Annotated in this window: 27 protein-coding genes; 3 read left to right on the forward strand and 24 right to left on the reverse strand. The window is 67.2% G+C overall.

The window, feature by feature from the left end:
• Nucleotides 1–83: 83 nt before the first annotated feature.
• From SOM08_RS19010 to SOM08_RS19125, 24 genes are all read right to left on the reverse strand, one after another.
• Nucleotides 84–1067: a DNA-directed RNA polymerase subunit alpha gene (locus SOM08_RS19010; RefSeq protein ID WP_070399526.1), complete on the reverse strand. Its 984-nt coding sequence runs from the start codon at nucleotides 1065–1067 to the stop codon at nucleotides 84–86.
• A gap of 102 nt (nucleotides 1068–1169) precedes the next feature.
• The gene (gene rpsD / locus SOM08_RS19015; RefSeq protein WP_070399525.1) at nucleotides 1170–1793 is read right to left on the reverse strand and encodes a 30S ribosomal protein S4; all 624 of its coding nucleotides are present in this window, start codon (nucleotides 1791–1793) and stop codon (nucleotides 1170–1172) included.
• Nucleotides 1794–1963: 170 nt separating this feature from the next.
• Nucleotides 1964–2368 carry a 30S ribosomal protein S11 gene (rpsK, locus tag SOM08_RS19020; protein WP_009514913.1) on the reverse strand — a complete coding sequence of 135 codons (405 nt, stop codon included), beginning with the start codon at nucleotides 2366–2368 and terminating at the stop codon, nucleotides 1964–1966.
• 18 nt (nucleotides 2369–2386) lie between these two features.
• Nucleotides 2387–2752, reverse strand: a complete 366-nt coding sequence (gene rpsM / locus SOM08_RS19025; RefSeq protein WP_009514915.1) for a 30S ribosomal protein S13 — start codon at nucleotides 2750–2752, stop codon at nucleotides 2387–2389.
• 22 nt (nucleotides 2753–2774) lie between these two features.
• A complete protein-coding gene (gene rpmJ, locus SOM08_RS19030; protein WP_009514917.1) occupies nucleotides 2775–2888 on the reverse strand; it encodes a 50S ribosomal protein L36 in 114 nt (37 codons plus the stop codon).
• Nucleotides 2889–2930: 42 nt separating this feature from the next.
• Nucleotides 2931–3149, reverse strand: a complete 219-nt coding sequence (gene infA / locus SOM08_RS19035; protein ID WP_009514918.1) for a translation initiation factor IF-1 — start codon at nucleotides 3147–3149, stop codon at nucleotides 2931–2933.
• Between the two features lie 3 nt (nucleotides 3150–3152).
• A complete protein-coding gene (secY, locus tag SOM08_RS19040) occupies nucleotides 3153–4472 on the reverse strand; it encodes a preprotein translocase subunit SecY (protein WP_116959792.1) in 1320 nt (439 codons plus the stop codon).
• Between the two features lie 23 nt (nucleotides 4473–4495).
• Complete coding sequence (gene rplO / locus SOM08_RS19045; protein WP_116959790.1) at nucleotides 4496–4936, reverse strand: 50S ribosomal protein L15; 441 nt, start codon at nucleotides 4934–4936, stop codon at nucleotides 4496–4498.
• 14 nt (nucleotides 4937–4950) lie between these two features.
• Nucleotides 4951–5133, reverse strand: a complete 183-nt coding sequence (rpmD, locus tag SOM08_RS19050) for a 50S ribosomal protein L30 (protein WP_070399522.1) — start codon at nucleotides 5131–5133, stop codon at nucleotides 4951–4953.
• Between the two features lie 11 nt (nucleotides 5134–5144).
• Nucleotides 5145–5663: a 30S ribosomal protein S5 gene (rpsE, locus tag SOM08_RS19055; protein WP_070399521.1), complete on the reverse strand. Its 519-nt coding sequence runs from the start codon at nucleotides 5661–5663 to the stop codon at nucleotides 5145–5147.
• An 18-nt stretch (nucleotides 5664–5681) separates the two neighbouring features.
• Nucleotides 5682–6047 (reverse strand): 50S ribosomal protein L18, encoded by a 366-nt coding sequence (rplR, locus tag SOM08_RS19060; protein WP_070399520.1) that lies wholly within the window; start codon nucleotides 6045–6047, stop codon nucleotides 5682–5684.
• A gap of 11 nt (nucleotides 6048–6058) precedes the next feature.
• Entirely contained in the window at nucleotides 6059–6592 is a 534-nt protein-coding gene (gene rplF, locus SOM08_RS19065) for a 50S ribosomal protein L6 (RefSeq protein WP_116959788.1), read from the reverse strand.
• Nucleotides 6593–6616: 24 nt separating this feature from the next.
• Nucleotides 6617–7012 (reverse strand): 30S ribosomal protein S8, encoded by a 396-nt coding sequence (rpsH, locus tag SOM08_RS19070; protein ID WP_070399518.1) that lies wholly within the window; start codon nucleotides 7010–7012, stop codon nucleotides 6617–6619.
• Between the two features lie 18 nt (nucleotides 7013–7030).
• On the reverse strand, nucleotides 7031–7336 hold the full coding sequence (gene rpsN / locus SOM08_RS19075) for a 30S ribosomal protein S14 (protein WP_116959786.1): 306 nt from the start codon (nucleotides 7334–7336) through the stop codon (nucleotides 7031–7033).
• Between the two features lie 8 nt (nucleotides 7337–7344).
• The gene (gene rplE, locus SOM08_RS19080) at nucleotides 7345–7890 is read right to left on the reverse strand and encodes a 50S ribosomal protein L5 (RefSeq protein WP_416186972.1); all 546 of its coding nucleotides are present in this window, start codon (nucleotides 7888–7890) and stop codon (nucleotides 7345–7347) included.
• A complete protein-coding gene (gene rplX / locus SOM08_RS19085) occupies nucleotides 7887–8207 on the reverse strand; it encodes a 50S ribosomal protein L24 (protein WP_116959785.1) in 321 nt (106 codons plus the stop codon). Before rplX ends, rplE begins: the two co-directional genes overlap by 4 nt.
• A gap of 10 nt (nucleotides 8208–8217) precedes the next feature.
• Entirely contained in the window at nucleotides 8218–8586 is a 369-nt protein-coding gene (gene rplN, locus SOM08_RS19090) for a 50S ribosomal protein L14 (protein ID WP_009514936.1), read from the reverse strand.
• A 204-nt stretch (nucleotides 8587–8790) separates the two neighbouring features.
• Nucleotides 8791–10335, reverse strand: a complete 1545-nt coding sequence (locus tag SOM08_RS19095) for a glycerol-3-phosphate dehydrogenase/oxidase (RefSeq protein ID WP_322469523.1) — start codon at nucleotides 10333–10335, stop codon at nucleotides 8791–8793.
• A gap of 63 nt (nucleotides 10336–10398) precedes the next feature.
• Nucleotides 10399–12129 carry an ABC transporter substrate-binding protein gene (locus tag SOM08_RS19100; protein WP_116959781.1) on the reverse strand — a complete coding sequence of 577 codons (1731 nt, stop codon included), beginning with the start codon at nucleotides 12127–12129 and terminating at the stop codon, nucleotides 10399–10401.
• A gap of 90 nt (nucleotides 12130–12219) precedes the next feature.
• The gene (locus SOM08_RS19105; RefSeq protein ID WP_116959779.1) at nucleotides 12220–12528 is read right to left on the reverse strand and encodes a DUF2160 domain-containing protein; all 309 of its coding nucleotides are present in this window, start codon (nucleotides 12526–12528) and stop codon (nucleotides 12220–12222) included.
• Between the two features lie 30 nt (nucleotides 12529–12558).
• Nucleotides 12559–13371, reverse strand: coding sequence for a carbohydrate ABC transporter permease (locus tag SOM08_RS19110; protein ID WP_116959777.1), 813 nt, complete (start codon nucleotides 13369–13371; stop codon nucleotides 12559–12561).
• Nucleotides 13364–14257, reverse strand: coding sequence for a carbohydrate ABC transporter permease (locus SOM08_RS19115; RefSeq protein WP_116959776.1), 894 nt, complete (start codon nucleotides 14255–14257; stop codon nucleotides 13364–13366). Before SOM08_RS19115 ends, SOM08_RS19110 begins: the two co-directional genes overlap by 8 nt.
• 120 nt (nucleotides 14258–14377) lie before the next feature.
• Nucleotides 14378–15463, reverse strand: coding sequence for an ABC transporter ATP-binding protein (locus SOM08_RS19120; protein ID WP_116959773.1), 1086 nt, complete (start codon nucleotides 15461–15463; stop codon nucleotides 14378–14380).
• Nucleotides 15463–16542 (reverse strand): ABC transporter ATP-binding protein, encoded by a 1080-nt coding sequence (locus SOM08_RS19125; RefSeq protein ID WP_116959915.1) that lies wholly within the window; start codon nucleotides 16540–16542, stop codon nucleotides 15463–15465. The genes SOM08_RS19120 and SOM08_RS19125 overlap by 1 nt, the downstream gene beginning before the upstream one ends.
• 155 nt (nucleotides 16543–16697) lie before the next feature.
• On the opposite strand from SOM08_RS19125, the gene SOM08_RS19130 reads away from it, so the two are divergent.
• From SOM08_RS19130 to proC, 3 genes are read left to right on the forward strand one after another with little or no spacing between them, the layout of a single operon-like run.
• The gene (locus tag SOM08_RS19130) at nucleotides 16698–17483 is read left to right on the forward strand and encodes a DeoR/GlpR family DNA-binding transcription regulator (RefSeq protein ID WP_116959770.1); all 786 of its coding nucleotides are present in this window, start codon (nucleotides 16698–16700) and stop codon (nucleotides 17481–17483) included.
• Between the two features lie 19 nt (nucleotides 17484–17502).
• Nucleotides 17503–19002 (forward strand): glycerol kinase GlpK, encoded by a 1500-nt coding sequence (gene glpK, locus SOM08_RS19135; protein ID WP_322469524.1) that lies wholly within the window; start codon nucleotides 17503–17505, stop codon nucleotides 19000–19002.
• Between the two features lie 29 nt (nucleotides 19003–19031).
• The gene (gene proC / locus SOM08_RS19140; protein ID WP_322469525.1) at nucleotides 19032–19865 is read left to right on the forward strand and encodes a pyrroline-5-carboxylate reductase; all 834 of its coding nucleotides are present in this window, start codon (nucleotides 19032–19034) and stop codon (nucleotides 19863–19865) included.
• The last annotated feature ends 6 nt before the right edge of the window (nucleotides 19866–19871 follow it).

Here is a 19871-nt window from a genome sequence, read left to right on the forward strand (position 1 = left end):
TGTTTCCTTTCCGTCTTTTGCCGCCGGCCGTATCAGGTACCGGCGGTTCGTCATGGCCTGGCCCGAGGGCTCAGGGGTTGAGATCAGTGCTTGTCGAGGCCGGCGGGCGGCCAGTTCTCGAGCTTCATGCCCAGCGTGAGACCACGCGAGGCCAACACTTCCTTGATTTCGTTGAGCGACTTGCGGCCCAGGTTCGGGGTCTTGAGCAACTCGTTCTCGGTGCGCTGGATCAGGTCACCGATGTAATAGATGTTCTCGGCCTTCAGGCAGTTCGCCGAACGCACGGTGAGTTCGAGCTCGTCCACAGGGCGCAGCAGGATCGGGTCGAACTGCTGCGAGCTGCGCTGTTGCGGCGCCTCCGTGAAGAGGTCGGCGCCTTCCAGCTGGGCGAACACGGCGAGCTGTTCAACGAGGATCTTGGCCGAGGCGCGCACGGCCTCTTCGGGGCCAATGGAGCCGTTGGTCTCGATCTCGAGCACCAGCTTGTCGAGGTCGGTGCGCTGCTCGACGCGGGCGCTTTCCACCGTGTAACTCACGCGCTTGACCGGCGAGAAGGACGCGTCGAGGACGATGCGGCCGATCGAGCGGGCGGCTTCGTCGCCACGGCGCAGCGTGCCAGGCACGTAGCCGCGGCCCTTTTCGACCTTGATCTGCATGTCCAGCTTGGCACCGGCCGACAGCGTGGCGATGACGTGGTCGGGGTTGACGATCTCGACGTCGTGCGGCGTCTGGATGTCGGCGGCCGTCACGACCCCCTCACCGTCCTTGCGCAGACTCAGGGTCACCTCGTCGCGGTTGTGGAGCTTGAACACCACGCCCTTGAGGTTGAGCAACAGGTTGACCACGTCTTCCTGAACGCCGTCGATGGACGAGTATTCGTGCACCACGCCAGCAATGGTCACTTCGGTGGGGGCATGGCCCACCATGGACGACAGCAGCACGCGGCGCAGGGCGTTGCCCAGGGTGTGCCCGTAGCCGCGTTCGAAGGGCTCCAGCGTGACCTTGGCGCGATTGGCCGAGAGTTGCTCGACGTTGATGGACTTGGGCTTGAGCAGGTTGTTCAGCATTCAGACTTCCTTCAGTTCCCTCGGCTCGTTACACCGATAAGGCAGACGGAGCATGGAATGGCCCGGCGACGCAGCGGATGCCGCGCCCGGCCGGGGACGGGATTAACGCGAATACAGTTCGACGATGAGCGACTCGTTGATGTCCGAGCCGAATTCATCGCGGTCAGGGGTCTTCTTGAAGACGCCTTCAACCTTGTCGACCGACACTTCAACCCAACCGGGGAAGCCGATCTGCTTGGCCAGTTCCAGCGCCTCGATCACACGGGCCTGCTTCTTGGACTTCTCGCGCACAGCGACCACGTCACCGGCCTTGACCAGGAAGGACGGGATGTTGACCGACTGGCCGTTCACCGTGATGGCCTTGTGCGACACGATCTGGCGCGCTTCGGCACGGGTGGAAGCAAAGCCCATGCGGAACACGACGTTGTCCAGGCGCGACTCGAGCAGGAACAGCAGGTTGGCGCCGGTGTTGCCGCGGCGGCGGTCGGCCTCGGCGAAGTAGCGGCGGAACTGGCGCTCGAGCACGCCGTAGGTGCGCTTGACCTTCTGCTTCTCGCGCAGCTGCACGCCGAAGTCGGAGGTGCGCTGGCCCGAGGTGCGGCCGTGCTGGCCGGGCTTGGAGTCGAACTTGGCCTTGTCGCTGATCGAGCGGCGCGCGCTCTTGAGCAGCAGGTCGCTGGCTTCGCGACGGGACAGTTTGGCCTTGGGGCCGAGGTAACGTGCCACGTTGGTTTCCTTTTGTCGTCTGCCGCAACCCACAGGGACTGTGATTGCGGGAGCCATCCCGCGATGGCGGGGGCGGTGGGCTTAGCAAAAATGCCACCGCAGCATGACTGCGGTGGCGCTCGGAGAACCCGGCATTCTAGCGCGAAGCCAGATGCCCGGTGAAGACGGGCTCAGATGCGGCGGCGCTTTTGGGGGCGGCAGCCGTTGTGGGGCACGGGCGTCACGTCGGAAATCGAGGTGATGCGGATGCCCAGGGCACCCAGCGCACGCACCGACGACTCGCGACCCGGGCCGGGGCCCTTGATCTCGACGTCGAGGTTCTTGATGCCCTGTTCCATCGCGGCGCGACCGGCCACTTCGGAGGCCACCTGGGCCGCGAAGGGCGTCGACTTGCGCGAACCCTTGAAGCCCTGGCCACCCGACGACGCCCACGACAGCGCGTTGCCCTGGCGGTCGGTGATGGTGATGATGGTGTTGTTGAACGACGCGTGCACGTGCGCAATGCCGTCCGCGATGTTCTTGCGGACTTTCTTGCGAACGCGGGCGGCGGCGCTGCTGGAGGGGGACTTGGCCATGGTTTTCCTTCGAACCGATTACTTCTTCAGCGACTGGGCGGCCTTGCGCGGACCCTTGCGCGTGCGTGCGTTGGTCTTGGTGCGCTGACCACGCATCGGCAGGCCGCGGCGATGGCGGAAGCCACGGTAGCAGCCGATGTCCATCAGGCGCTTGATGTTCATCGTGGTCTCGCGGCGCAGGTCACCCTCGATGGTGAACGTGCCCACCTGGTCACGCACCTTCTCGAGCTCCGCGTCGGAGAGGTCCTTGATCTTCTTGCTGTACGCGATGCCGCACGCGTCGCAGATCTGGCGAGCGCGGGTGCGGCCGATACCGAAGATCGCCGTCAGGCCGATCTCGGCGTGCTTGTGCGGCGGAATGTTGATGCCTGCAATACGAGCCATGTGAATCCTCTTGACGAATCGATCAGCCTTGACGCTGCTTGTGGCGGGGATCGGTGCAGATCACACGCACGACGCCGTGGCGTTTGATGATCTTGCAGTTGCGGCACATCTTCTTGACCGAAGCCGAAACTCTCATTTTCTTCTCCTAGAAATCCGGTAAACGTTCAGTACAGGCGCTTCACTTGGCGCGGAACACGATGCGGGCACGGGTCAGGTCGTAGGGCGTGAGCTCCACTTTGACCTTGTCGCCGGGCAGGATGCGGATGTAGTGCATGCGCATCTTGCCGGAGATGTGGCCGAGGACCACGTGCCCGTTTTCGAGCTTGACGCGGAAAGTCGCGTTGGGGAGGTTTTCAACCACCTCACCCTGCATTTCGATCACGTCGTCCTTGGCCATGGTTCAGTTGCCGAGGGAAGTCTTGAAATTCGCTTTCTTGAGCAGCGATTCGTACTGCTGCGACATCATGTAGTTTTGCACCTGGGCCATGAAATCCATGGTCACGACCACGATGATCAGGAGGGACGTGCCACCGAAGTAGAAGGGCACGTTGTATTCCAGGATCAGGAACTCGGGCAGCAGGCACACCGCGGTGATATAGATCGCACCGGCAAACGTCAGCCGAAGCAGGATCTTGTCGATGTGGCGGGCCGTCTGGTCGCCCGGACGAATGCCGGGGATGAAGGCGCCACTCTTCTTCAGGTTGTCCGCGGTTTCCCGGCTGTTGAAAACCAGGGCGGTGTAGAAGAAGCAGAAAAAGATGATGGCCGCCGCATACAGCGCCACGTAGATCGGCTGTCCGGGCGACAGGGCCGAGGCCAGGTCGCGCAGCCAGCGGGTCGAATCGCCGGTGCTGATCCAGCTCACCACCGTGGTGGGCAGCAGGATGATGGACGAAGCGAAGATCGGGGGGATCACGCCGGCCATGTTCAGCTTGAGCGGTAGGTGCGACGACTGGCCGCCGTAGACCTTGTTGCCCACCTGACGGCGCGCGTAGTTCACCAGGATCTTGCGCTGGCCGCGTTCGACGAACACCACGAAGTAGGTCACCAGGACCACGAGCGCGATGATGAACAGGGCCACCAGCACGTTCATGGCACCGGTACGGACCAGCTCCAGCAGACCGCCGATGGCGTTCGGCAGGCCGGCGACGATGCCTGCGAAGATCAGCAGCGAAATGCCGTTGCCCAGGCCGCGTTCGGTGATCTGCTCGCCGAGCCACATGAGGAACATCGTGCCCGCCACCAGGCTCACCACCGCCGTCAGGCGAAAGCCCATACCCGGATCGATCACGAGGCCCGCCTGGCCTTCCAGCGCCAGCGCGATGCCCATGGCCTGGAAGATCGCCAGCGCCAGCGTGCCGTAGCGCGTGTACTGGGTGATCTTGCGGCGGCCCGCTTCGCCCTCCTTCTTCAGCTGCTCGAACGTGGGGATCACGTACGTCATGAGCTGCATGATGATGGAGGCCGAGATGTACGGCATGATGCCCAACGCGAACACGGTGAAGCGCGAGAGCGCGCCGCCCGAGAACATGTTGAACAGGCTCAGGATGCCGCCCTGCTGCCCTTGGAAGAGCTGCTGGAGCTGCTCCGGATTGATGCCCGGCACAGGAATGTGCGCGCCGACGCGGTACACCACCAGCGCCAGCAGCAGGAAGACCAGCCGGCGACGCAGGTCGCCGTACTTGCCGGTCTTGGCCAGGGACGGGGAAGCGGTTGCCACGAGGTCCTTTCGAACGGGCGTGATCAGGCGGCCGCGGCGACTTTGCCGCCGGCGGCTTCGATCGCGGCCTTGGCGCCAGCGGTCGGCAGCACGTCCTTGAGCGTCACGGCGCGCGTGATCTCACCGGACTTGATGACCTTCACGCGCTTGGTGAGCTGGGGCACGAGGCCGAGCTGCTTGAGCACCAGAACGTCGATCTCGGTGGCCTCGATCGCGTTGAGCTGGCCCAGGGTCACTTCGGCGTTGAACTGCAGCAGCGCGGACTTGAAACCACGCTTGGGCAGACGGCGCTGCATCGGCATCTGACCGCCTTCGAAGCCCACCTTGTGGTAGCCACCGGCGCGCGATTTCTGGCCTTTGTGGCCGCGACCCGCGGTCTTGCCCAGGCCCGAACCGATGCCGCGGCCCACGCGACGCTTCACGTGCTTGGCGCCTTCGGCTGGCTTGATGTTGTTGAGTTCCATGTCGTCGTCTCCGATCAGAGGACTTTGACCAGGTAGCTGATCTTGTTGATCATGCCGCGCACGGCCGGGGTGTCCTGCAGTTCGCTGATGCTATTGAGCTTGCGCAGGCCCAGGCCGCGCACGGTGTCGCGGTGGCTCTGCTTGCAGCCGATGGGGCTGCGCACGAGCTGGACCTTCAGGGTGTTGGGAGTGCTCATGGGGATTCCTCTCAGCCCAGGATTTCCTCGACCGTCTTGCCGCGCTTGGCGGCGACCTCGGCCGGGGTGGTGGACTTCTCGAGCGCGTCCAGCGTGGCGCGCACCAGGTTGTAAGGGTTGCTCGAACCGTGGCTCTTGGCCACGACGTCGGTCACGCCCAGCACTTCGAAGACAGCGCGCATCGGGCCGCCCGCGATGATGCCGGTACCCTTGACGGCCGGCAGCATCATCACGTTCGAGGCGCCGTGTTCGCCGTGCACCGCGTGGTGCAGGGAGCCATCCTTGAGCGACACCTTGATCATGTTGCGGCGGGCCTGCTCCATGGCCTTTTGCACGGCCACCGGCACTTCACGCGCCTTGCCCTTGCCCATGCCCACGCGGCCATCGCCATCGCCGACGACGGTGAGCGCTGCGAAACCGAGGATGCGACCGCCCTTGACCACCTTGGTCACGCGGTTGATCGCGATCATCTTTTCGCGCAGACCGTCCTCGTTCGCTTCGTTCTTGATGTTTGCCTGAAACTTAGCCATGTCGTTGATCCCGTTTCATCAGAACTGCAGGCCGGCCTCGCGGGCGGCGTCTGCAAGGGCCTTGACGCGGCCGTGGTAGGCAAAGCCCGAGCGGTCGAACGCCACTTTCTCGATGCCGGCGGCCTTCGCCTTCTCGGCGATGCGCTTGCCGATGACGGCGGCAGCGGCGGCGTTGCCACCCTTGCCCGAGGCACCCAACTGGGCGCGCACTTCCTTCTCGGCCGTGGAAGCCGAGGCGAGGATGCGCGAACCGTCGGCGGACACGACGTTGGCGTAGATGTGCAGGTTGGTGCGGTTCACCGTCAGGCGCACCGCGCCCTGCTGGGCGATGCGGATGCGGGTCTGGCGCGCGCGGCGCAGGCGTTGTTCTTTCTTGGTCAGCATGATCGGACTCCTTATTTCTTCTTGGTTTCCTTGATCACGACCTTCTCATCCGCATAGCGGATGCCCTTGCCCTTGTAGGGCTCGGGCGGACGCACGGCGCGCACTTCCGACGCGATCTGGCCGACGCGCTGGCGGTCGGCACCCTTGATCACGATTTCCGTGGGCGCGGGCGTTTCCACCTTGATGCCGGCGGGCATGTCCATGATCACCGGGTGCGAGAAGCCCACCGTGAGGTTGAGCTTGGCGCCCTGGGCCTGGGCCTTGAAGCCCACGCCGACCAGGTTGAGCTTCTTCTCGAAGCCCTTGCTGACACCGGTAACCATGTTGTTGACCAGCTGGCGCATGGTGCCGGACATGGCGTTCGCTTCGCGCGACTCGTCGACCGGCGCGAAGGTCACCTTGCCGGCGTTGATGTCGATCTTGACCAGCGCGTTGGCGGCCAAGCTCAGGGCACCGTTGGCGCCTTTGACGTTGATCAGGCCGTCCTTGAGGACGACCTCGACCCCGGTGGGAACCGTGATCGGCAGTTTTCCAATACGTGACATTTCAGTCTCTCCTCGATGCCCGCATCAGGCCACGTAGCACAGCACTTCACCACCGACACCGGTGGCGCGCGCCTTGCGATCGGTCATGACGCCGCGCGGGGTGGTCACGATCGCCACGCCGAGGCCGTTCTGGACCTGGGGAATGGCGTTGCGGCCACGGTAGACGCGCAGGCCGGGACGGCTCACGCGCTCGATGCGCTCGATCACGGGACGGCCGGCGTAGTACTTCAGGGTGATGACCAGCTCGCTTTTGCCGCCTTCGTTGACCACCTTGAAGTCTTCGATGTAGCCCTCGTCCTTCAGGACCTGGGCGATCGCCGCCTTCACTTTCGACGCCGGCATCGCCACGGTGGCCTTCTCGACCATCTGCGCGTTGCGGACACGGGTCAACATGTCGGCGATAGGATCACTCATGCTCATGTGGGGTTCTCCTAAGGCTTACCAGCTGGCTTTGGTGATGCCGGGGATTTCGCCGGCAAAAGCCATTTCGCGGACCTTGGCGCGGGCCAGGCCGAAGTGGTTGAAGGTGCCACGCGGGCGACCGGTGATCTCGCAGCGGTTGCGCTGACGGGTCGGGTTCGCGTTGCGGGGCAGCTTTTGCAGCGCCAGGCGGGCGGCTTCGCGCTCTTCGTCCGACTTCTTGGCGTCGCCGGCGATGGCCTTGAGCTCGTTGTATTTCTTGGCGAACTTGGCGGCGAGCTTCTCGCGCTTGAGTTCACGTTGGAGCAGTGCTTGTTTAGCCACACGCCACCTCAGTTCTTGAAGGGGAAACGGAAACCCGCCAGCAGAGCCTTGCACTCTTCGTCGGTCTTGGCGGTCGTCGTGATGCTGATGTTCAGGCCACGCAGGGCATCGACCTTGTCGTACTCGATCTCGGGGAAGATGATCTGTTCCTTGACGCCGATGTTGTAGTTGCCACGGCCATCGAACGAACGACCCGAGATACCGCGGAAGTCGCGCACGCGGGGCAGGGCCACGGTGACGAAGCGGTCAAGGAATTCGTACATGCGGGCGCCGCGCAGCGTGACCATGCAGCCGATGGCCTGTTGCTCACGGATCTTGAAGCCGGCGATGGCCTTCTTGGCCTTGGTCACGACGGGCTTCTGGCCAGCGATCTTGGTGAGGTCGCCCACGGCGTTGTCCATCACCTTCTTGTCGGCGACCGCCTCGCTCACGCCCATGTTGAGCGTGATCTTGGTGATGCGCGGCACCTCCATCGGCGACTTGTAGCCGAACTTCTTGGTCAGCTCGGGCGCCACCTTCTCGGCGTAGTGTTGCTTGAAACGTGCCATGGTCATGCCACCTTGATCTCTTCGCCGCTGGACTTGTAGACGCGAACGCGCTTGCCATCGGCCTGAACCTTGATGCCCACGCGGTCGGCCTTGCCAGTGGCCACGTTGAAAATCGCCACGTTGGACTGATCGATGGGCATGGTCTTCTCGACGATGCCACCCGTCACGCCCTTCATGGGATTGGGCTTGGCGTGCTTCTTGACGACGTTGACGCCCTCGACCACGAGGTGCTGCTCGTCGGTGCGCGAGGCCACCTTGCCCCGCTTGCCCTTGTCGCGCCCCGCGATCACGATGACTTCGTCACCGGTACGAATCTTGTTCATGGTGCTTACCTCAGAGGACCTCGGGGGCCAGCGACACGATCTTCATGAACTTCTCGGTGCGCAGCTCGCGCGTCACCGGGCCGAAGATGCGGGTGCCGATGGGCTCCAGCTTGGCGTTGAGCAACACAGCCGCGTTGCCGTCGAACTTGATCAGTGCGCCGTCCTGGCGGCGGATGCCCTTGGCGGTGCGCACCACCACGGCGTTGTAGACCTCGCCCTTTTTGACGCGGCCGCGAGGCGCTGCTTCCTTGATGCTGACCTTGATGACATCGCCCACGCTGGCGTAGCGGCGCTTGGAGCCGCCGAGCACCTTGATGCACATCACGGATTTCGCACCCGTGTTGTCAGCAACATCGAGTCGAGATTGCGTTTGAATCATTTGATTTAAGTCCCAACTTGAATGCTGTTGTCCACCACGGACAACAGCGATCAGTCTTGGGCCCGTCGTTGGAGGGCTTCCACTGCAAGCGGCTGCTGCCGCGGCGGAGGCCACCCTTCGGTGGGCAGAAGGCTTTCGCCAAGATACATCACCCCCCAAAAAGGGAGCGAAGCCGCGCATTATGGCATGAGTCGACGGCGCCCGTCAAACACCGGGTGCGGCGTAACGACGGGCGAGCGCCAGGAAGTCGTCGGTGCGCGGGTCGGCGATGCCCTCCTCGCGCAGGATGGCGGCCACCGAGCCCGCCATGCGCGCCGCCTGGGTGGCGTCCAGAAAGAGCGCACGCCAGCGGCGGGCCAGCACATCTTCAACAGTGAGCGCATGCTCACATCGAACCGCGAACCGCACCATCGCGGCGTGCAGGCCCAGGCCCAGCGCCTGATCGGCGCCGGGCAGGCCACGCACCCGCTCGGCCTCGGTGCCGTACAGGTGCCAGCCGGGCGCGGCGTGGATGGGCACCGATGCGCGCACCGGCGCGCCCACCAGGCGGTGCCTGGCGCTCTGCCCACCGGGGCGGGGCGGCAGGCGGCCGGCGTCGAAGCACTGCTGCAGGACGTCTTCGGCCATGGCGCGGTAGGTGGTCCATTTGCCACCGGTGACCGTGACCAGTCCGTTGCGGTCGACCACCACCGTGTGCTCGCGCGACAGCGCCTTGGTGCCGGCGCCGCCGTCGCTCGGCGGCGCCACCAGCGGGCGCAGGCCCACCCAGGCGCTGCGGATGTCGGCGCGGCGCACCGGCCGGCTGAGCGCGCGCGAGGCTTCGTCAAGGATGAAGCCCAGCTCTTGCGCGAACGGTTCGGGCTCACGCGCCAGGTCCTGGCGCGGCGTGTCGGTGGTGCCCAGGATCAGCTTGCCCAGCCAGGGCACGGCGAACAGCACGCGCCCGTCGCGGGTTCGGGGCACCAGCAGCGCGTGCTCCCCGCCCAGAAAGTCGCGGTCGACCACCAGGTGCACGCCCTGGCTGGGCCGCACCATGTGCGACGGGGTTCCCGCGGCCTCGCGCAGGGCGTCGACCCAGACGCCGGTGGCGTTGACGACGCAGCGCGCACGCACCCGGTGTTCGGCGCCGCCCACGCGGTCCTTCACGGTGAGCGCGTGCCCGTTGCCGTCGGCGGCGATGGCGCTGACCTCGGCGTGGTTGAACACCGCCGCGCCCGCGGCCTCGGCGGTTCGCGCCAACGCAATGGCCAGGCGCGCGTCGTCGAACTGGCCGTCCCAGTAGCGCACGCCGCCCTTGAGCCCCTGGGGGTTCACCCCCGGCAGGGCGGCCAGGGTGCGGGCACGGTCCAGGAACTCGGTGGACCCCAGGCCGGCGCGCCCGGCCAGCAGGTCGTACAGCTTGAGCCCGATGCCGTAGAACGGCGTCTGCCACCACTGGTGGCTGGGCATGACGAAAGGCAGCGGCTGCGCCAGGTGGGGCGCGATGGCCATGACCGTGGTGCGCTCGGCCAGGGCCTCGCGCACCAGGGCCACGTTGCCTTGCGCGAGGTAGCGCACGCCGCCATGCAGCAGCTTGGTGGCGCGCGAGGAGGTGCCGCCAGCGAAATCATGCGATTCGAACAGGGCGACAGAGAAGCCGCGCAGCGCGGCGTCGAGCGCCACGCCCAGGCCGGTGGCGCCGCCGCCCACGACCACCAGGTCGAAGCGTTCGGTACCGGCGAGGGTGGCGAGTCGTTGTTCTCGGTTCATGCGAAACAGGGCGGACGGGCCCCGGGCGTGAGGCGCCCGGGGCAACACGGCGCGGGGCAACGGTCAGCGGACCTTGCCCGCCTTCCAGGCGTTGAGCAGCTGATCGTAGGCGATGGTCTCGCCCTTGGGCTTTTCGTTCGCCAGCTTCTTCCAGGGCGCGGCCTTGTCGCTCAGCCACTTGTTGGGGTCGCCCTTGGGATTGAGCTTGGGCGCGCAGCGTTCCATGCCGGCGCGCTCCAGACGGGCCATCACCTGGTCCATCTGGTCGGCCAGGCCGTCCATGGCCTGCTGCGGCGTTTTCTCACCCGTGACGGCCTGCGCCACGTTCTGCCACCACAGCTGCGCGAGCTTGGGGTAGTCGGGCACGTTGGTGCCCGTGGGGCTCCAGGCCACGCGCGCGGGCGAGCGGTAGAACTCCACCAGCCCGCCCAGCTTGGGCGCCATGTCGGTCATGGCCTTGCTCTGGATGTCGCTCTCGCGGATCGGCGTGAGGCCGACGATGGTCTTCTTCAGCGAGGTGGTCTTGGCGGTGATGAACTGCGCGTAAAGCCAGGCCGCCGCGGTGCGGTTGGCGTCGTGGTTCTTGAAGAAGGTCCAGGAGCCCACGTCCTGGTAGCCGTTCTGCATGCCTTGCTTCCAGTACGGGCCGTTGGGGCCGGGGGCCATGCGCCACTTGGGCGTGCCGTCGGCATTGACCACCGGCAGGCCTGGCTTGGTCATGTCGGCGGTGAAGGCCGTGTACCAGAAGATCTGCTGCGCGATCTGGCCCTGGGCGGGCACGGGACCCGCCTCGCCGAAGGTCATGCCCGTGGCCTCCTTGGGCGCGTACTTCTTCATCCAGTCCACGTACTTGGTGAGCGCGTAGACGGCCGCCGGCGAGTTGGTCGCGCCGCCGCGCGCCACCGAGGCGCCCACCGGCGTGCACTTGTCGGCGGCCACGCGGATGCCCCATTCATCGATCGGCAGTCCGTTGGGCGTGCCGATGTCGGCGGTGCCGGCCATGGAGAGCCAGGCGTCGGTGAAGCGCCAGCCCAGCGACGGGTCCTTCTTGCCGTAGTCCATGTGGCCGTAGATGGGCTTGCCGTCGATGGTCTTCACGTCGTTGGTAAAGAACTCGGCGATGTCCTCGTAGGCGCTCCAGTTCAGCGGCACGCCCAGGTCGTAGCCATACTTGGCCTTGAACTTGTCCTTCAGGTCCTGGCGCGCGAACAGGTCGGCGCGGAACCAGTAGAGGTTGGCGAACTGCTGGTCGGGCAGCTGATAGAGCTTGCCGTCGGGGCCGGTGGTGAACTTGGTGCCGATGAAGTCCTTGAGGTCGAGGCCCGGGTTGGTGAAGTCCTTGCCCGCGCCGGCCATGTAGTCGGTGAGGTTGAGGATCTGGCCGTAGCGGTAGTGGGTGCCGATGAGGTCGGAGTCGCTGATCCAGCCGTCGTAGATGGACTTGCCCGATTGCATCGAGGTCTGCAGCTTCTCGACCACGTCGCCTTCCTGGATCAGGTCGTGCTTGACGGTGATGCCCGTGATCTCGCTGAAGGCCTTGGCCAGGGTCTTGGACTCGTACTCGTGCGTGGTGATGGTCTCGGACACCACAGAAATTTCCTTGATGCCCTTGGCCTTGAGCTTCTCGGCGGCGTCGATGAACCACTTGAGCTCCGCCGCCTGCTGGGCCTTGCTCAGGGTCGACGGCTGGAACTCGCTGTCGATCCATCGCTTGGCGGCGGCCTCATCCGCCCAGGCGGGCAGCGCCGCGCCGGTCGCGATCAGCGCAGCGAGCGCCGTGTGTCGCAGTTTCATGTTGTCTCCTTGGGTGTTGATGGTGTGCCTCCCCGCCAGCGGATCGACACGGCACCGGGGAAGCGGCGGTCCGGTCGTTGAGAACCTCGCTCAGCCCTTGCGCATCACCAGGGCGAGCCAAAGCATCGAGACGGCGAAACCGATCCAGGCCGAGGGCTCCTGCTCCAGCCGGAACCATTCGGCGAAGCGACCGGCCATGCCGACGAAGGCCAGGTTGATGTACGCGGCGCCGAGCAGGCCCACGAAGAGCCGGTCGCCGCGCGTGGTCTTCATGGGCAGAAAGCCCTTGCGCTCGATGGTGGGCGCACGGACTTCCCACACCGTCATGCCAAAGAGCAGCAGCGCGATGGCGGTGAAGAAGATCGCCACCGGCGGGGTCCAGACCATCCAGTCGAACATGGGGTCCTCCAATCGTTGGGAACGGGCTTGTCAGACGCGGCCCATCGCGAAGCCCTTCGCGATGTAGTGCCGCACGAACCAGATCACGATCGCCCCCGGCACGATGGTCAGCACGCCGGCCGCCGCCAGCGTGGCCCAGTCCATGCCCGAGGCCGACACCGTGCGCGTCATCGTCGCCACGATGGGCTTGGCGTTCACGCTGGTGAGCGTGCGCGCCAGCAGCAGCTCCACCCAGCTGAACATGAAGCAGAAGAACGCGGCCACGCCCACGCCGGCCTTGATGAGGGGCAGGAAGATGGTGAAGAAGAAGCGCGGGAAGCTGTAGCCGTCGATGTAGGCGGTCTCGTCGATCTCGCGCGGGATGCCGCTCATGAAGCCTTCCAGGATCCACACCGCCAGCGGCACGTTGAACAGCAGGTGCGCCAGCGCCACGGCGATGTGCGTGTCCATCAGGCCCAGCGTGGTGTAGAGCTGGAAGAAGGGCAGCAGGAACACCGCCGGTGGCGTCATGCGGTTGGTGAGCAGCCAGAAGAACACGTGCTTGTCGCCCAGGAAGCGGTAGCGCGAGAAGGCGTAGGCCGCGGGCAGCGCCACCGTGAGCGAGATCGCGGTGTTGATGCCGACGTAGATCAGGCTGTTGATGTAGCCCGAGTACCACGAGGCGTCGGTGAAGATGGTGCGGTAGTTGTCCCAGGTGAAGGTCTCGGGCCACAGCGTGAACGAGGACAGGATCTCCCCGTTCGTCTTGAAGCTCATGTTCACCATCCAGTAGATGGGCAGCAGCGCGAACACCAGGTAGGCCATCAGGAACAGCGTGCGCGCGCGGAAACGGGATTCACGCATGGCCCTGCTCCTTGTCCGACGTGCCCAGGCTCTGCATCCAGTTGTAGAGCACGAAGCAGAACAGCAGGATGATGAAGAAGTAGATCAGCGAGAAGGCGGCCGCGGGCCCGAGGTCGAACTGGCCGACCGCCTTGGTGGTGAGGTACTGCGACAGGAAGGTGGTGGCGTTGCCCGGGCCGCCGCCGGTGAGCACGAAGGGCTCGGTGTAGATCATGAAGCTGTCCATGAAGCGCAGCAGCACGGCGATCATGAGCACGCCGCGCATTTTGGGCAGCTGGATGTAGCGGAACACCGCCCACGGGCTGGCGCCGTCGATGCGGGCGGCCTGGTAATAGGCGTCGGGGATGCTGCGCAGGCCCGCGTAGGCCAGCAGCGCCACCAGCGGCGTCCAGTGCCACACGTCCATGACCAGCACGGTCCACCAGGCGTGGCTCGGGTCGCCGGTGTAGCTGTAGGCGAAGCCCAGGCGCTCCAGCGTGTGGCCGAGCAGGCCGATGTCGGTGCGCCCGAAGATCTGCCAGATGGTGCCCACCACGTTCCAGGGGATCAGCAGCGACAGCGCCACGACCACCAGCACCACCGAGGCGCGCCAGCCCTGCGCGGGCATGGACAGCGCCAGCGCGATGCCCAGCGGGATCTCCACCAGCAGAACGGCGAGCGAGAACTGGATCTGGCGCCACAGCGCCAGGTGCAGCTCGCTGTCGCGCATCACCATGGCGAACCACTCGGTGCCCACGAACACGCGCCGCTGCGGCGAGATGATGTCCTGCACCGAGTAGTTCACCACCGTCATCAGCGGCAGCACGGCCGAGAAGGCCACGCACAGGATGACCGGCAGCACCAGCCACCAGGCCTTCTGGTTCACGGGTTTGTTGATGGTGCTCATGGGAAAACCTCCGTGCGGCGCACTGCGGTGCGAGCGCCTTCGGGCGGCCGTGCGGCGCTCATGGGAAAACCTCCGTGCGGCGCACTGCGGTGCGAGCGCCTTCGGGCGGCCGTGCGGCGCTCATGTCGCGTTCTCCACCAGTTGTTCGTCGCGGTAGAAGCAGGTGTGCGCGTCCAGCAGGCGCAGGTGCACGGTGTCGCCCACGGCGGGTGGCGCGGCCTCGGCGCCCAGCCGGCACTTCAACGTGTGCGGGCCGAGCTCGCAGCTGAGCAGGAAGTGGGTGCCGATGTCCTGCACCCGGCCCACACGGGCCGGCAGCGAGCGGCCGTCGCCGGGCTCGCCCAGGCGCAGGTACTCGGGACGTATGCCCAGCTTGACCGGCCCCTCGGGCAGACGCCGCTCGTCCTGGAAGGCCAGCGGCTGCTCGTTCACCAGCACGCCGCCGCGCACCGCCTGCGCGGGCAGGAAGTTCATGCCGGGCGAGCCGATGAAGTGGCCCACGAACGTGTGCGCGGGGCGCTCGAACAGGTCTGCGGCCGTGCCCTTCTGCACCGCGCGGCCGCGCGACATCACCACCACCTCGTCGGCGAAGGTCAGGGCCTCCACCTGGTCGTGCGTGACGTAGATCAGCGTGAGCTTGAGCTCGTGGTGGATCTGTTTGAGCTTGCGCCGCAGCTGCCACTTCAGGTGCGGGTCGATCACAGTGAGCGGCTCGTCGAACAGCACGGCCGACACGTCCGAGCGCACCAGGCCGCGCCCGAGCGAGATCTTCTGCTTCTGGTCGGCGCTCAGCCCGGCGGCGCGGTGGTCGAGCTGGCCGCTGAGTTCCAGCATCTCGGCGATGCGCCCCACGCGCTGGCGGATCTCGGCCTGCGGCACCTTGCGGTTGCGCAGCGGGAACGCCAGGTTCTGCGCCACCGTCATGGTGTCGTAGATGACGGGGAACTGGAACACCTGCGCGATGTTGCGCTGCTGCGGCGACTCGCGCGTGACGTCGCGGCCGTCGAAGCGCACCGTGCCCTGGGAAGGCACCAGCAGCCCCGAGATGATGTTGAGCATGGTCGTCTTGCCGCAGCCCGAGGGGCCCAGCAGCGCGTAGGCGCCGCCGTCTCGAAACGCCATCTTCAGCGGCAGCAGGGCGTAGTCCTCGTCGGTGCGCGGGTCCGGCGCGTAGGCGTGGGCGAGGTCGAGTTCGATCAGGGCCATCAACGCGCTCCCTGGCGGACCAGCGGCGCGCGCACCAGCGGACCGCTCGCGTCGAAGACGAAGAGCTGGTCGGGGTGCAGGTGCAGCCGGATGGGCGCGCCCAGGTCCAGCTTGTGCACGCCCACCAGCTGCGCCACCAATTCGCCCACGGCGCTGTGCACATGCACGAAGGTGTCGGAGCCCGCGATCTCCGCCAGCTCGACACGGCCCTCGATGGCCAGGTCCCCGGGTTGTGCTCGCTCGCGCAGGCCGCCGGCGCGCACACCGAGCACGAAGTCATCGCCCGCCGACAGGGGCAGGTCCAGCGGCCAGTCCGCCGCGCCGGCCACGCGCAGGCCGCCCTGGGCGCCGCGCCGCGCGGGCAGCAGGTTCATGGGCGGGTCGCTGAAGGCGCGCGCCACGCGCAGGCTCTTCGGCCGATGGAAGACCTCGGCCGTGGGGCCGTACTGCAGCAGCTCGCCCGCATCCATCACGGCCGTGTGGCCGCCCAGCAGCAGGGCCTCGCCGGGCTCAGTGGTGGCGTAGACCACCGTGCCCTCGCCAGCGGCGAACAGCGCCGACAGCTCCTCGCGCAGTTCCTCGCGCAGCTTGTAGTCCAGGTTCACCAGGGGTTCGTCGAGCAGCATCAGCGGCGCCCGCTTGGCCAGGGCGCGCGCCAGCGCCACGCGTTGCTGCTGCCCGCCCGACAGCTCGGCCGGCAGGCGGTCCAGGAAGGGCTCGATGTGCAGTCGCGCGGCCAGCGCACGCACGCGGGCCTCCACATCGCGCTCGCCGCGCAGGCGCAACGGCGAGGCGATGTTCTGCGCCACGGTCATCGAGGGGTAGTTGACGAACTGCTGGTAGACCATGGCCACGTTGCGCTCGCGCACCGGGCGGCGCGTCACGTCCTCGCCGTCCACCAGCACGCGCCCGGAACTCGCGGTGTCCAACCCGGCCATCACGCGCATCAGGCTGGTCTTGCCCGCCTGCGTGGCGCCCAGCAGCACCGTGACCGCGCCCGGCACGGGCGCCAGGCTCAGCGGGTACAGGTGGACCGAAGGCCCCACGGTCTTGGTGATCTGATCCAGTGACAGCTGCATGGGCGTGGTGGACGCGGCGTGCAATAAGTCCGGCGCCGCGCTTTCGTTTGCGCGTATCTTTGTTCGTTTCTTTTCCTTTTATGTTCGGTAAATACCCTTAGAAGTCCATCAGTGTTTTCCGATATGTTCGGAACCCGATCGCCGGCCACCCCGACATGAACCTGAATCCCCGCCACACGCAACTGCTCGACGAGGTCCGCGCGCACGGCCCCCAGACCATCGAAGCCCTGGCCGAACGTTTCGGCGTCACCCTGCAGACCGTTCGCCGCGACGTGCAGCGCCTGGCCGAGGCCGGCCTGCTGGCCCGCTTTCATGGCGGCGTGCGCCTGCCCGGCTCCACCACCGAGAACATCGCCTACCGCCAGCGCCAGGCCATGCAGGCCGACGCCAAGCAGCGCATCGCGCGCGCCGTGGCGGCGCGCGTGCCCAACGGCTGCTCGCTGATCATGAACATCGGCACCACCATCGAGGCCGTGGCGCGCGAGCTGCAGCGCCACCGGGGCCTGCGCGTGATCACCAACAACCTGCACATCGCCTCGCTCATGAGCACCAACCCCGATTGCGAGGTCATCGTCGCCGGCGGCCAGGTGCGCGCGGCCGACCAGGGCATCGTGGGCGAGGCCACCGTGGACTTCATGCACCAGTTCAAGGTCGACATCGGCCTGATCGGCATCAGCGGCATCGAAGCCGACGGCACGCTGCGCGACTTCGACTACCGCGAGGTCAAGGTGGCGCGCGCCATCGTGGCGCAGTCGCGCCAGGTCTGGCTGGCCGCCGACCACAGCAAGTTCAACCGACCCGCCATGGTGGAGCTGGCCCGGCTCGACGACCTCGACGCCCTGTTCACCGACGCGGCACCGCCCGACCCCTTCAACGCGCTGATCGAGCAGAGCCACGTGGAATGCGTGGTCGCCGGCGAGCGCGCGGCACTCGCTTCCTGAAAGCCCCGGAACACGACCGATGGACCCCACCCACCTGCTGGCCCTGGACCAGGGCACCTCCAGCTCGCGCAGCATCGTCTTCGACCGCCAGGGCCGCGTGGTGGCCATGGCCCAGCGCGAATTCCCGCAGATCTACCCGCAGCCCGGCTGGGTGGAGCACGACCCGCGCGATCTGTGGAACACCCAGCGGGAGACCGCGCGCGAGGTGCTGGCCAAGGCGGGTCTGCGCGCCGGCGAGGTGCGCGCGGTCGGCATCACCAACCAGCGCGAAACCACGCTGGTGTGGAACCGCCGCACCGGCGAGCCGGTGTACAACGCCATCGTCTGGCAGGACCGGCGCGCCGAGGGCGCCTGCGCCGCGCTGCGCGAACAGGGCCACGAGGCCCTGGTGCAGCGCAAGACCGGCCTGCGCATCGACGCCTACTTCTCGGGCACCAAGCTGCAGTGGATCCTGGACCACGTGCCCGGCGCGCGTGAACAGGCCGAGCGCGGCGAGCTGGCCTTCGGCACCGTGGACAGCTGGCTGATCTGGCAGCTCACGCGCGGCGCGCGCCACGTCACGGACCACAGCAACGCCGCGCGCACCATGCTGTTCAACGTGAACACGCGCGACTGGGACGACGAGCTGCTGGAACTGCTGCGCATCCCGCGGTCCCTGCTGCCGCAGACGCTGCCGTCCAGCGACGACTTCGGCCAGGTGCATGCCGACTGGCTGGGCGGCACCCTCCCCATTGGGGGCGTGGCCGGCGACCAGCAGAGCGCGCTGTTCGGCCAGGCCTGCTTTCGGGCCGGCATGGCCAAGAACACCTATGGCACGGGCTGCTTCATGCTCATGCACACCGGCGAACGCTTCCAGACCAGCCAGAACGGCCTCATCACCACGTCCTGCGCGCAGGCGCCGGGCCCGGCGCAGTACGCGCTGGAAGGCAGCGTGTTCATCGGCGGCGCGGTGGTGCAGTGGCTGCGCGACGGCCTGCGCGCCATCGAAGCCAGCAGCGGGGTGCAGGCCCTGGCCGAAAGCGTGCCCGACGCCGACGGCGTGGTGGTGGTGCCGGCCTTCACCGGCCTGGGCGCGCCCTACTGGCGGCCCGATGCGCGCGGCACCATCACCGGCCTCACGCGTGGCACCACCATCGCGCACATCGCGCGCGCCGCGCTGGAGAGCATCGCCTTTCAGAGCGCGGCCCTGCTGCAGGCCATGAGCCGCGACGCCGTGGCCGCGGGCGGCGTGCCGGTGAGCGAGCTGCGCGTGGACGGGGGCGCCAGCGTCAACGACCTGCTGATGCAGATCCAGGCCGACCTGCTCGGCATTCCCGTGGTGCGCCCGGCCGTGGTGGAGACCACCGCGCTCGGCGCGGCCTACCTCGCGGGGCTGCACGCGGGCGTGTACCAGGGCACGGACGAACTCAGCGCGCAGTGGCGCGCCGAGCGCCGCTTCGAGCCGCAGATTTCGCGCGAGCGGGCGGCCGAGAAGATGGCGGCCTGGGAGCACGCGGTGCGGCAGACCACCGCTGCCTAGGGCCGCGGCGCGCGGCGACAATCGCGCGCATGAACACGCCCGCATCCCCCTCCCCCCTCATCACCTTCATCGGCGGCGGCAACATGGCCAGCGCCGTCATCGGCGGCCTGCTGCGCCAGGGCCATGCGCCCAGCGCCCTCCAGATCGTCGAACCCTGGGAGGAGCAGCGCGCCCGCCTGGCTCAGCAGTTCCCCGGCGTGGCGCTGTTCGACGCGGCGGGCGCAGGGCTCAAGCCGTCGGACCTGGTGGTCTGGGCCGTGAAGCCGCAAACCTTCAAGGACGCGGCGCTCGCCGCCGGCCCGCACCTGGGCGGCGCCCTGCACCTGAGCGTGGCCGCCGGCATCACCAGCGACAGCATGGCCGTCTGGCTGGGCACGCAGCGCATCGTGCGCGCCATGCCCAACACGCCCGCGCTCGTGGGCTTGGGCATGACCGGCTTGTTCGCGCGCGACGGCGCCTCGGCCGCCGACCGCGCCCTGGTCGAGCGCGTGGTGCGCACCACGGGCGAGCTGGTCTGGGTGGCCACCGAGCGCGATCTGGACGCCGTCACCGCGCTGTCCGGATCGGGCCCGGCCTATGTGTTCTATTTCCTCGAGGCCATGCGCGACGCCGGCGCGCGCATGGGCCTGCCGCCCGACACCGCGCTGCAACTGGCCGTGGGCACCTTCGTGGGCGCGGCCACGCTGGCGCAACGCTCGGCCGAACCGCCACAGGTGCTGCGCGAGCGCGTCACCTCCAAGGGGGGCACCACCTACGCCGCGCTCACGGCCATGGAGAACGCGGGCATGAAGGCGTCGTTCGAAACGGCGCTGAAGGCGGCGCAGCGACGCGCCGAGGAACTGGGGCAGGAGTTCGGCCGGTAGGACCGG

The organism is Hydrogenophaga sp. SNF1 (assembly GCF_034421675.1).
In the GTDB taxonomy this organism is placed as follows: Bacteria; Pseudomonadota; Gammaproteobacteria; order Burkholderiales; family Burkholderiaceae_C; genus Hydrogenophaga; species Hydrogenophaga borbori.

Excerpts from the sequence above, each read along its gene's own strand:
- rplR (WP_070399520.1), bottom strand. The coding sequence starts at position 6,047 with ATGCTGACCAAGAAAGAACAACGCCTGCGCCGCGCGCGCCAGACCCGC.
- rpsH (WP_070399518.1), bottom strand. The coding sequence starts at position 7,012 with ATGAGCATGAGTGATCCTATCGCCGACATGTTGACCCGTGTCCGCAAC.
- rplE (WP_416186972.1), bottom strand. The coding sequence starts at position 7,890 with ATGACCATGGCACGTTTCAAGCAACACTACGCCGAGAAGGTGGCGCCC.
- glpK (WP_322469524.1), top strand. The coding sequence starts at position 17,503 with ATGGACCCCACCCACCTGCTGGCCCTGGACCAGGGCACCTCCAGCTCG.
- rpmD (WP_070399522.1), bottom strand. The coding sequence starts at position 5,133 with ATGAGCACTCCCAACACCCTGAAGGTCCAGCTCGTGCGCAGCCCCATC.
- SOM08_RS19115 (WP_116959776.1), bottom strand. The coding sequence starts at position 14,257 with ATGAGCACCATCAACAAACCCGTGAACCAGAAGGCCTGGTGGCTGGTG.
- SOM08_RS19105 (WP_116959779.1), bottom strand. The coding sequence starts at position 12,528 with ATGTTCGACTGGATGGTCTGGACCCCGCCGGTGGCGATCTTCTTCACC.
- rplF (WP_116959788.1), bottom strand. The coding sequence starts at position 6,592 with ATGTCACGTATTGGAAAACTGCCGATCACGGTTCCCACCGGGGTCGAG.
- rplO (WP_116959790.1), bottom strand. The coding sequence starts at position 4,936 with ATGGAACTCAACAACATCAAGCCAGCCGAAGGCGCCAAGCACGTGAAG.
- SOM08_RS19130 (WP_116959770.1), top strand. The coding sequence starts at position 16,698 with ATGAACCTGAATCCCCGCCACACGCAACTGCTCGACGAGGTCCGCGCG.
- proC (WP_322469525.1), top strand. The coding sequence starts at position 19,032 with ATGAACACGCCCGCATCCCCCTCCCCCCTCATCACCTTCATCGGCGGC.
- SOM08_RS19110 (WP_116959777.1), bottom strand. The coding sequence starts at position 13,371 with ATGCGTGAATCCCGTTTCCGCGCGCGCACGCTGTTCCTGATGGCCTAC.
- SOM08_RS19010 (WP_070399526.1), bottom strand. The coding sequence starts at position 1,067 with ATGCTGAACAACCTGCTCAAGCCCAAGTCCATCAACGTCGAGCAACTC.
- rpsE (WP_070399521.1), bottom strand. The coding sequence starts at position 5,663 with ATGGCTAAGTTTCAGGCAAACATCAAGAACGAAGCGAACGAGGACGGT.
- rpmJ (WP_009514917.1), bottom strand. The coding sequence starts at position 2,888 with ATGAGAGTTTCGGCTTCGGTCAAGAAGATGTGCCGCAACTGCAAGATC.
- rplN (WP_009514936.1), bottom strand. The coding sequence starts at position 8,586 with ATGATTCAAACGCAATCTCGACTCGATGTTGCTGACAACACGGGTGCG.
- SOM08_RS19100 (WP_116959781.1), bottom strand. The coding sequence starts at position 12,129 with ATGAAACTGCGACACACGGCGCTCGCTGCGCTGATCGCGACCGGCGCG.
- rplX (WP_116959785.1), bottom strand. The coding sequence starts at position 8,207 with ATGAACAAGATTCGTACCGGTGACGAAGTCATCGTGATCGCGGGGCGC.
- SOM08_RS19120 (WP_116959773.1), bottom strand. The coding sequence starts at position 15,463 with ATGGCCCTGATCGAACTCGACCTCGCCCACGCCTACGCGCCGGACCCG.
- rpsK (WP_009514913.1), bottom strand. The coding sequence starts at position 2,368 with ATGGCCAAGTCCCCCTCCAGCAGCGCCGCCGCCCGCGTTCGCAAGAAA.
- SOM08_RS19125 (WP_116959915.1), bottom strand. The coding sequence starts at position 16,542 with ATGCAGCTGTCACTGGATCAGATCACCAAGACCGTGGGGCCTTCGGTC.
- infA (WP_009514918.1), bottom strand. The coding sequence starts at position 3,149 with ATGGCCAAGGACGACGTGATCGAAATGCAGGGTGAGGTGGTTGAAAAC.
- SOM08_RS19095 (WP_322469523.1), bottom strand. The coding sequence starts at position 10,335 with ATGAACCGAGAACAACGACTCGCCACCCTCGCCGGTACCGAACGCTTC.
- rpsM (WP_009514915.1), bottom strand. The coding sequence starts at position 2,752 with ATGGCTCGTATTGCAGGCATCAACATTCCGCCGCACAAGCACGCCGAG.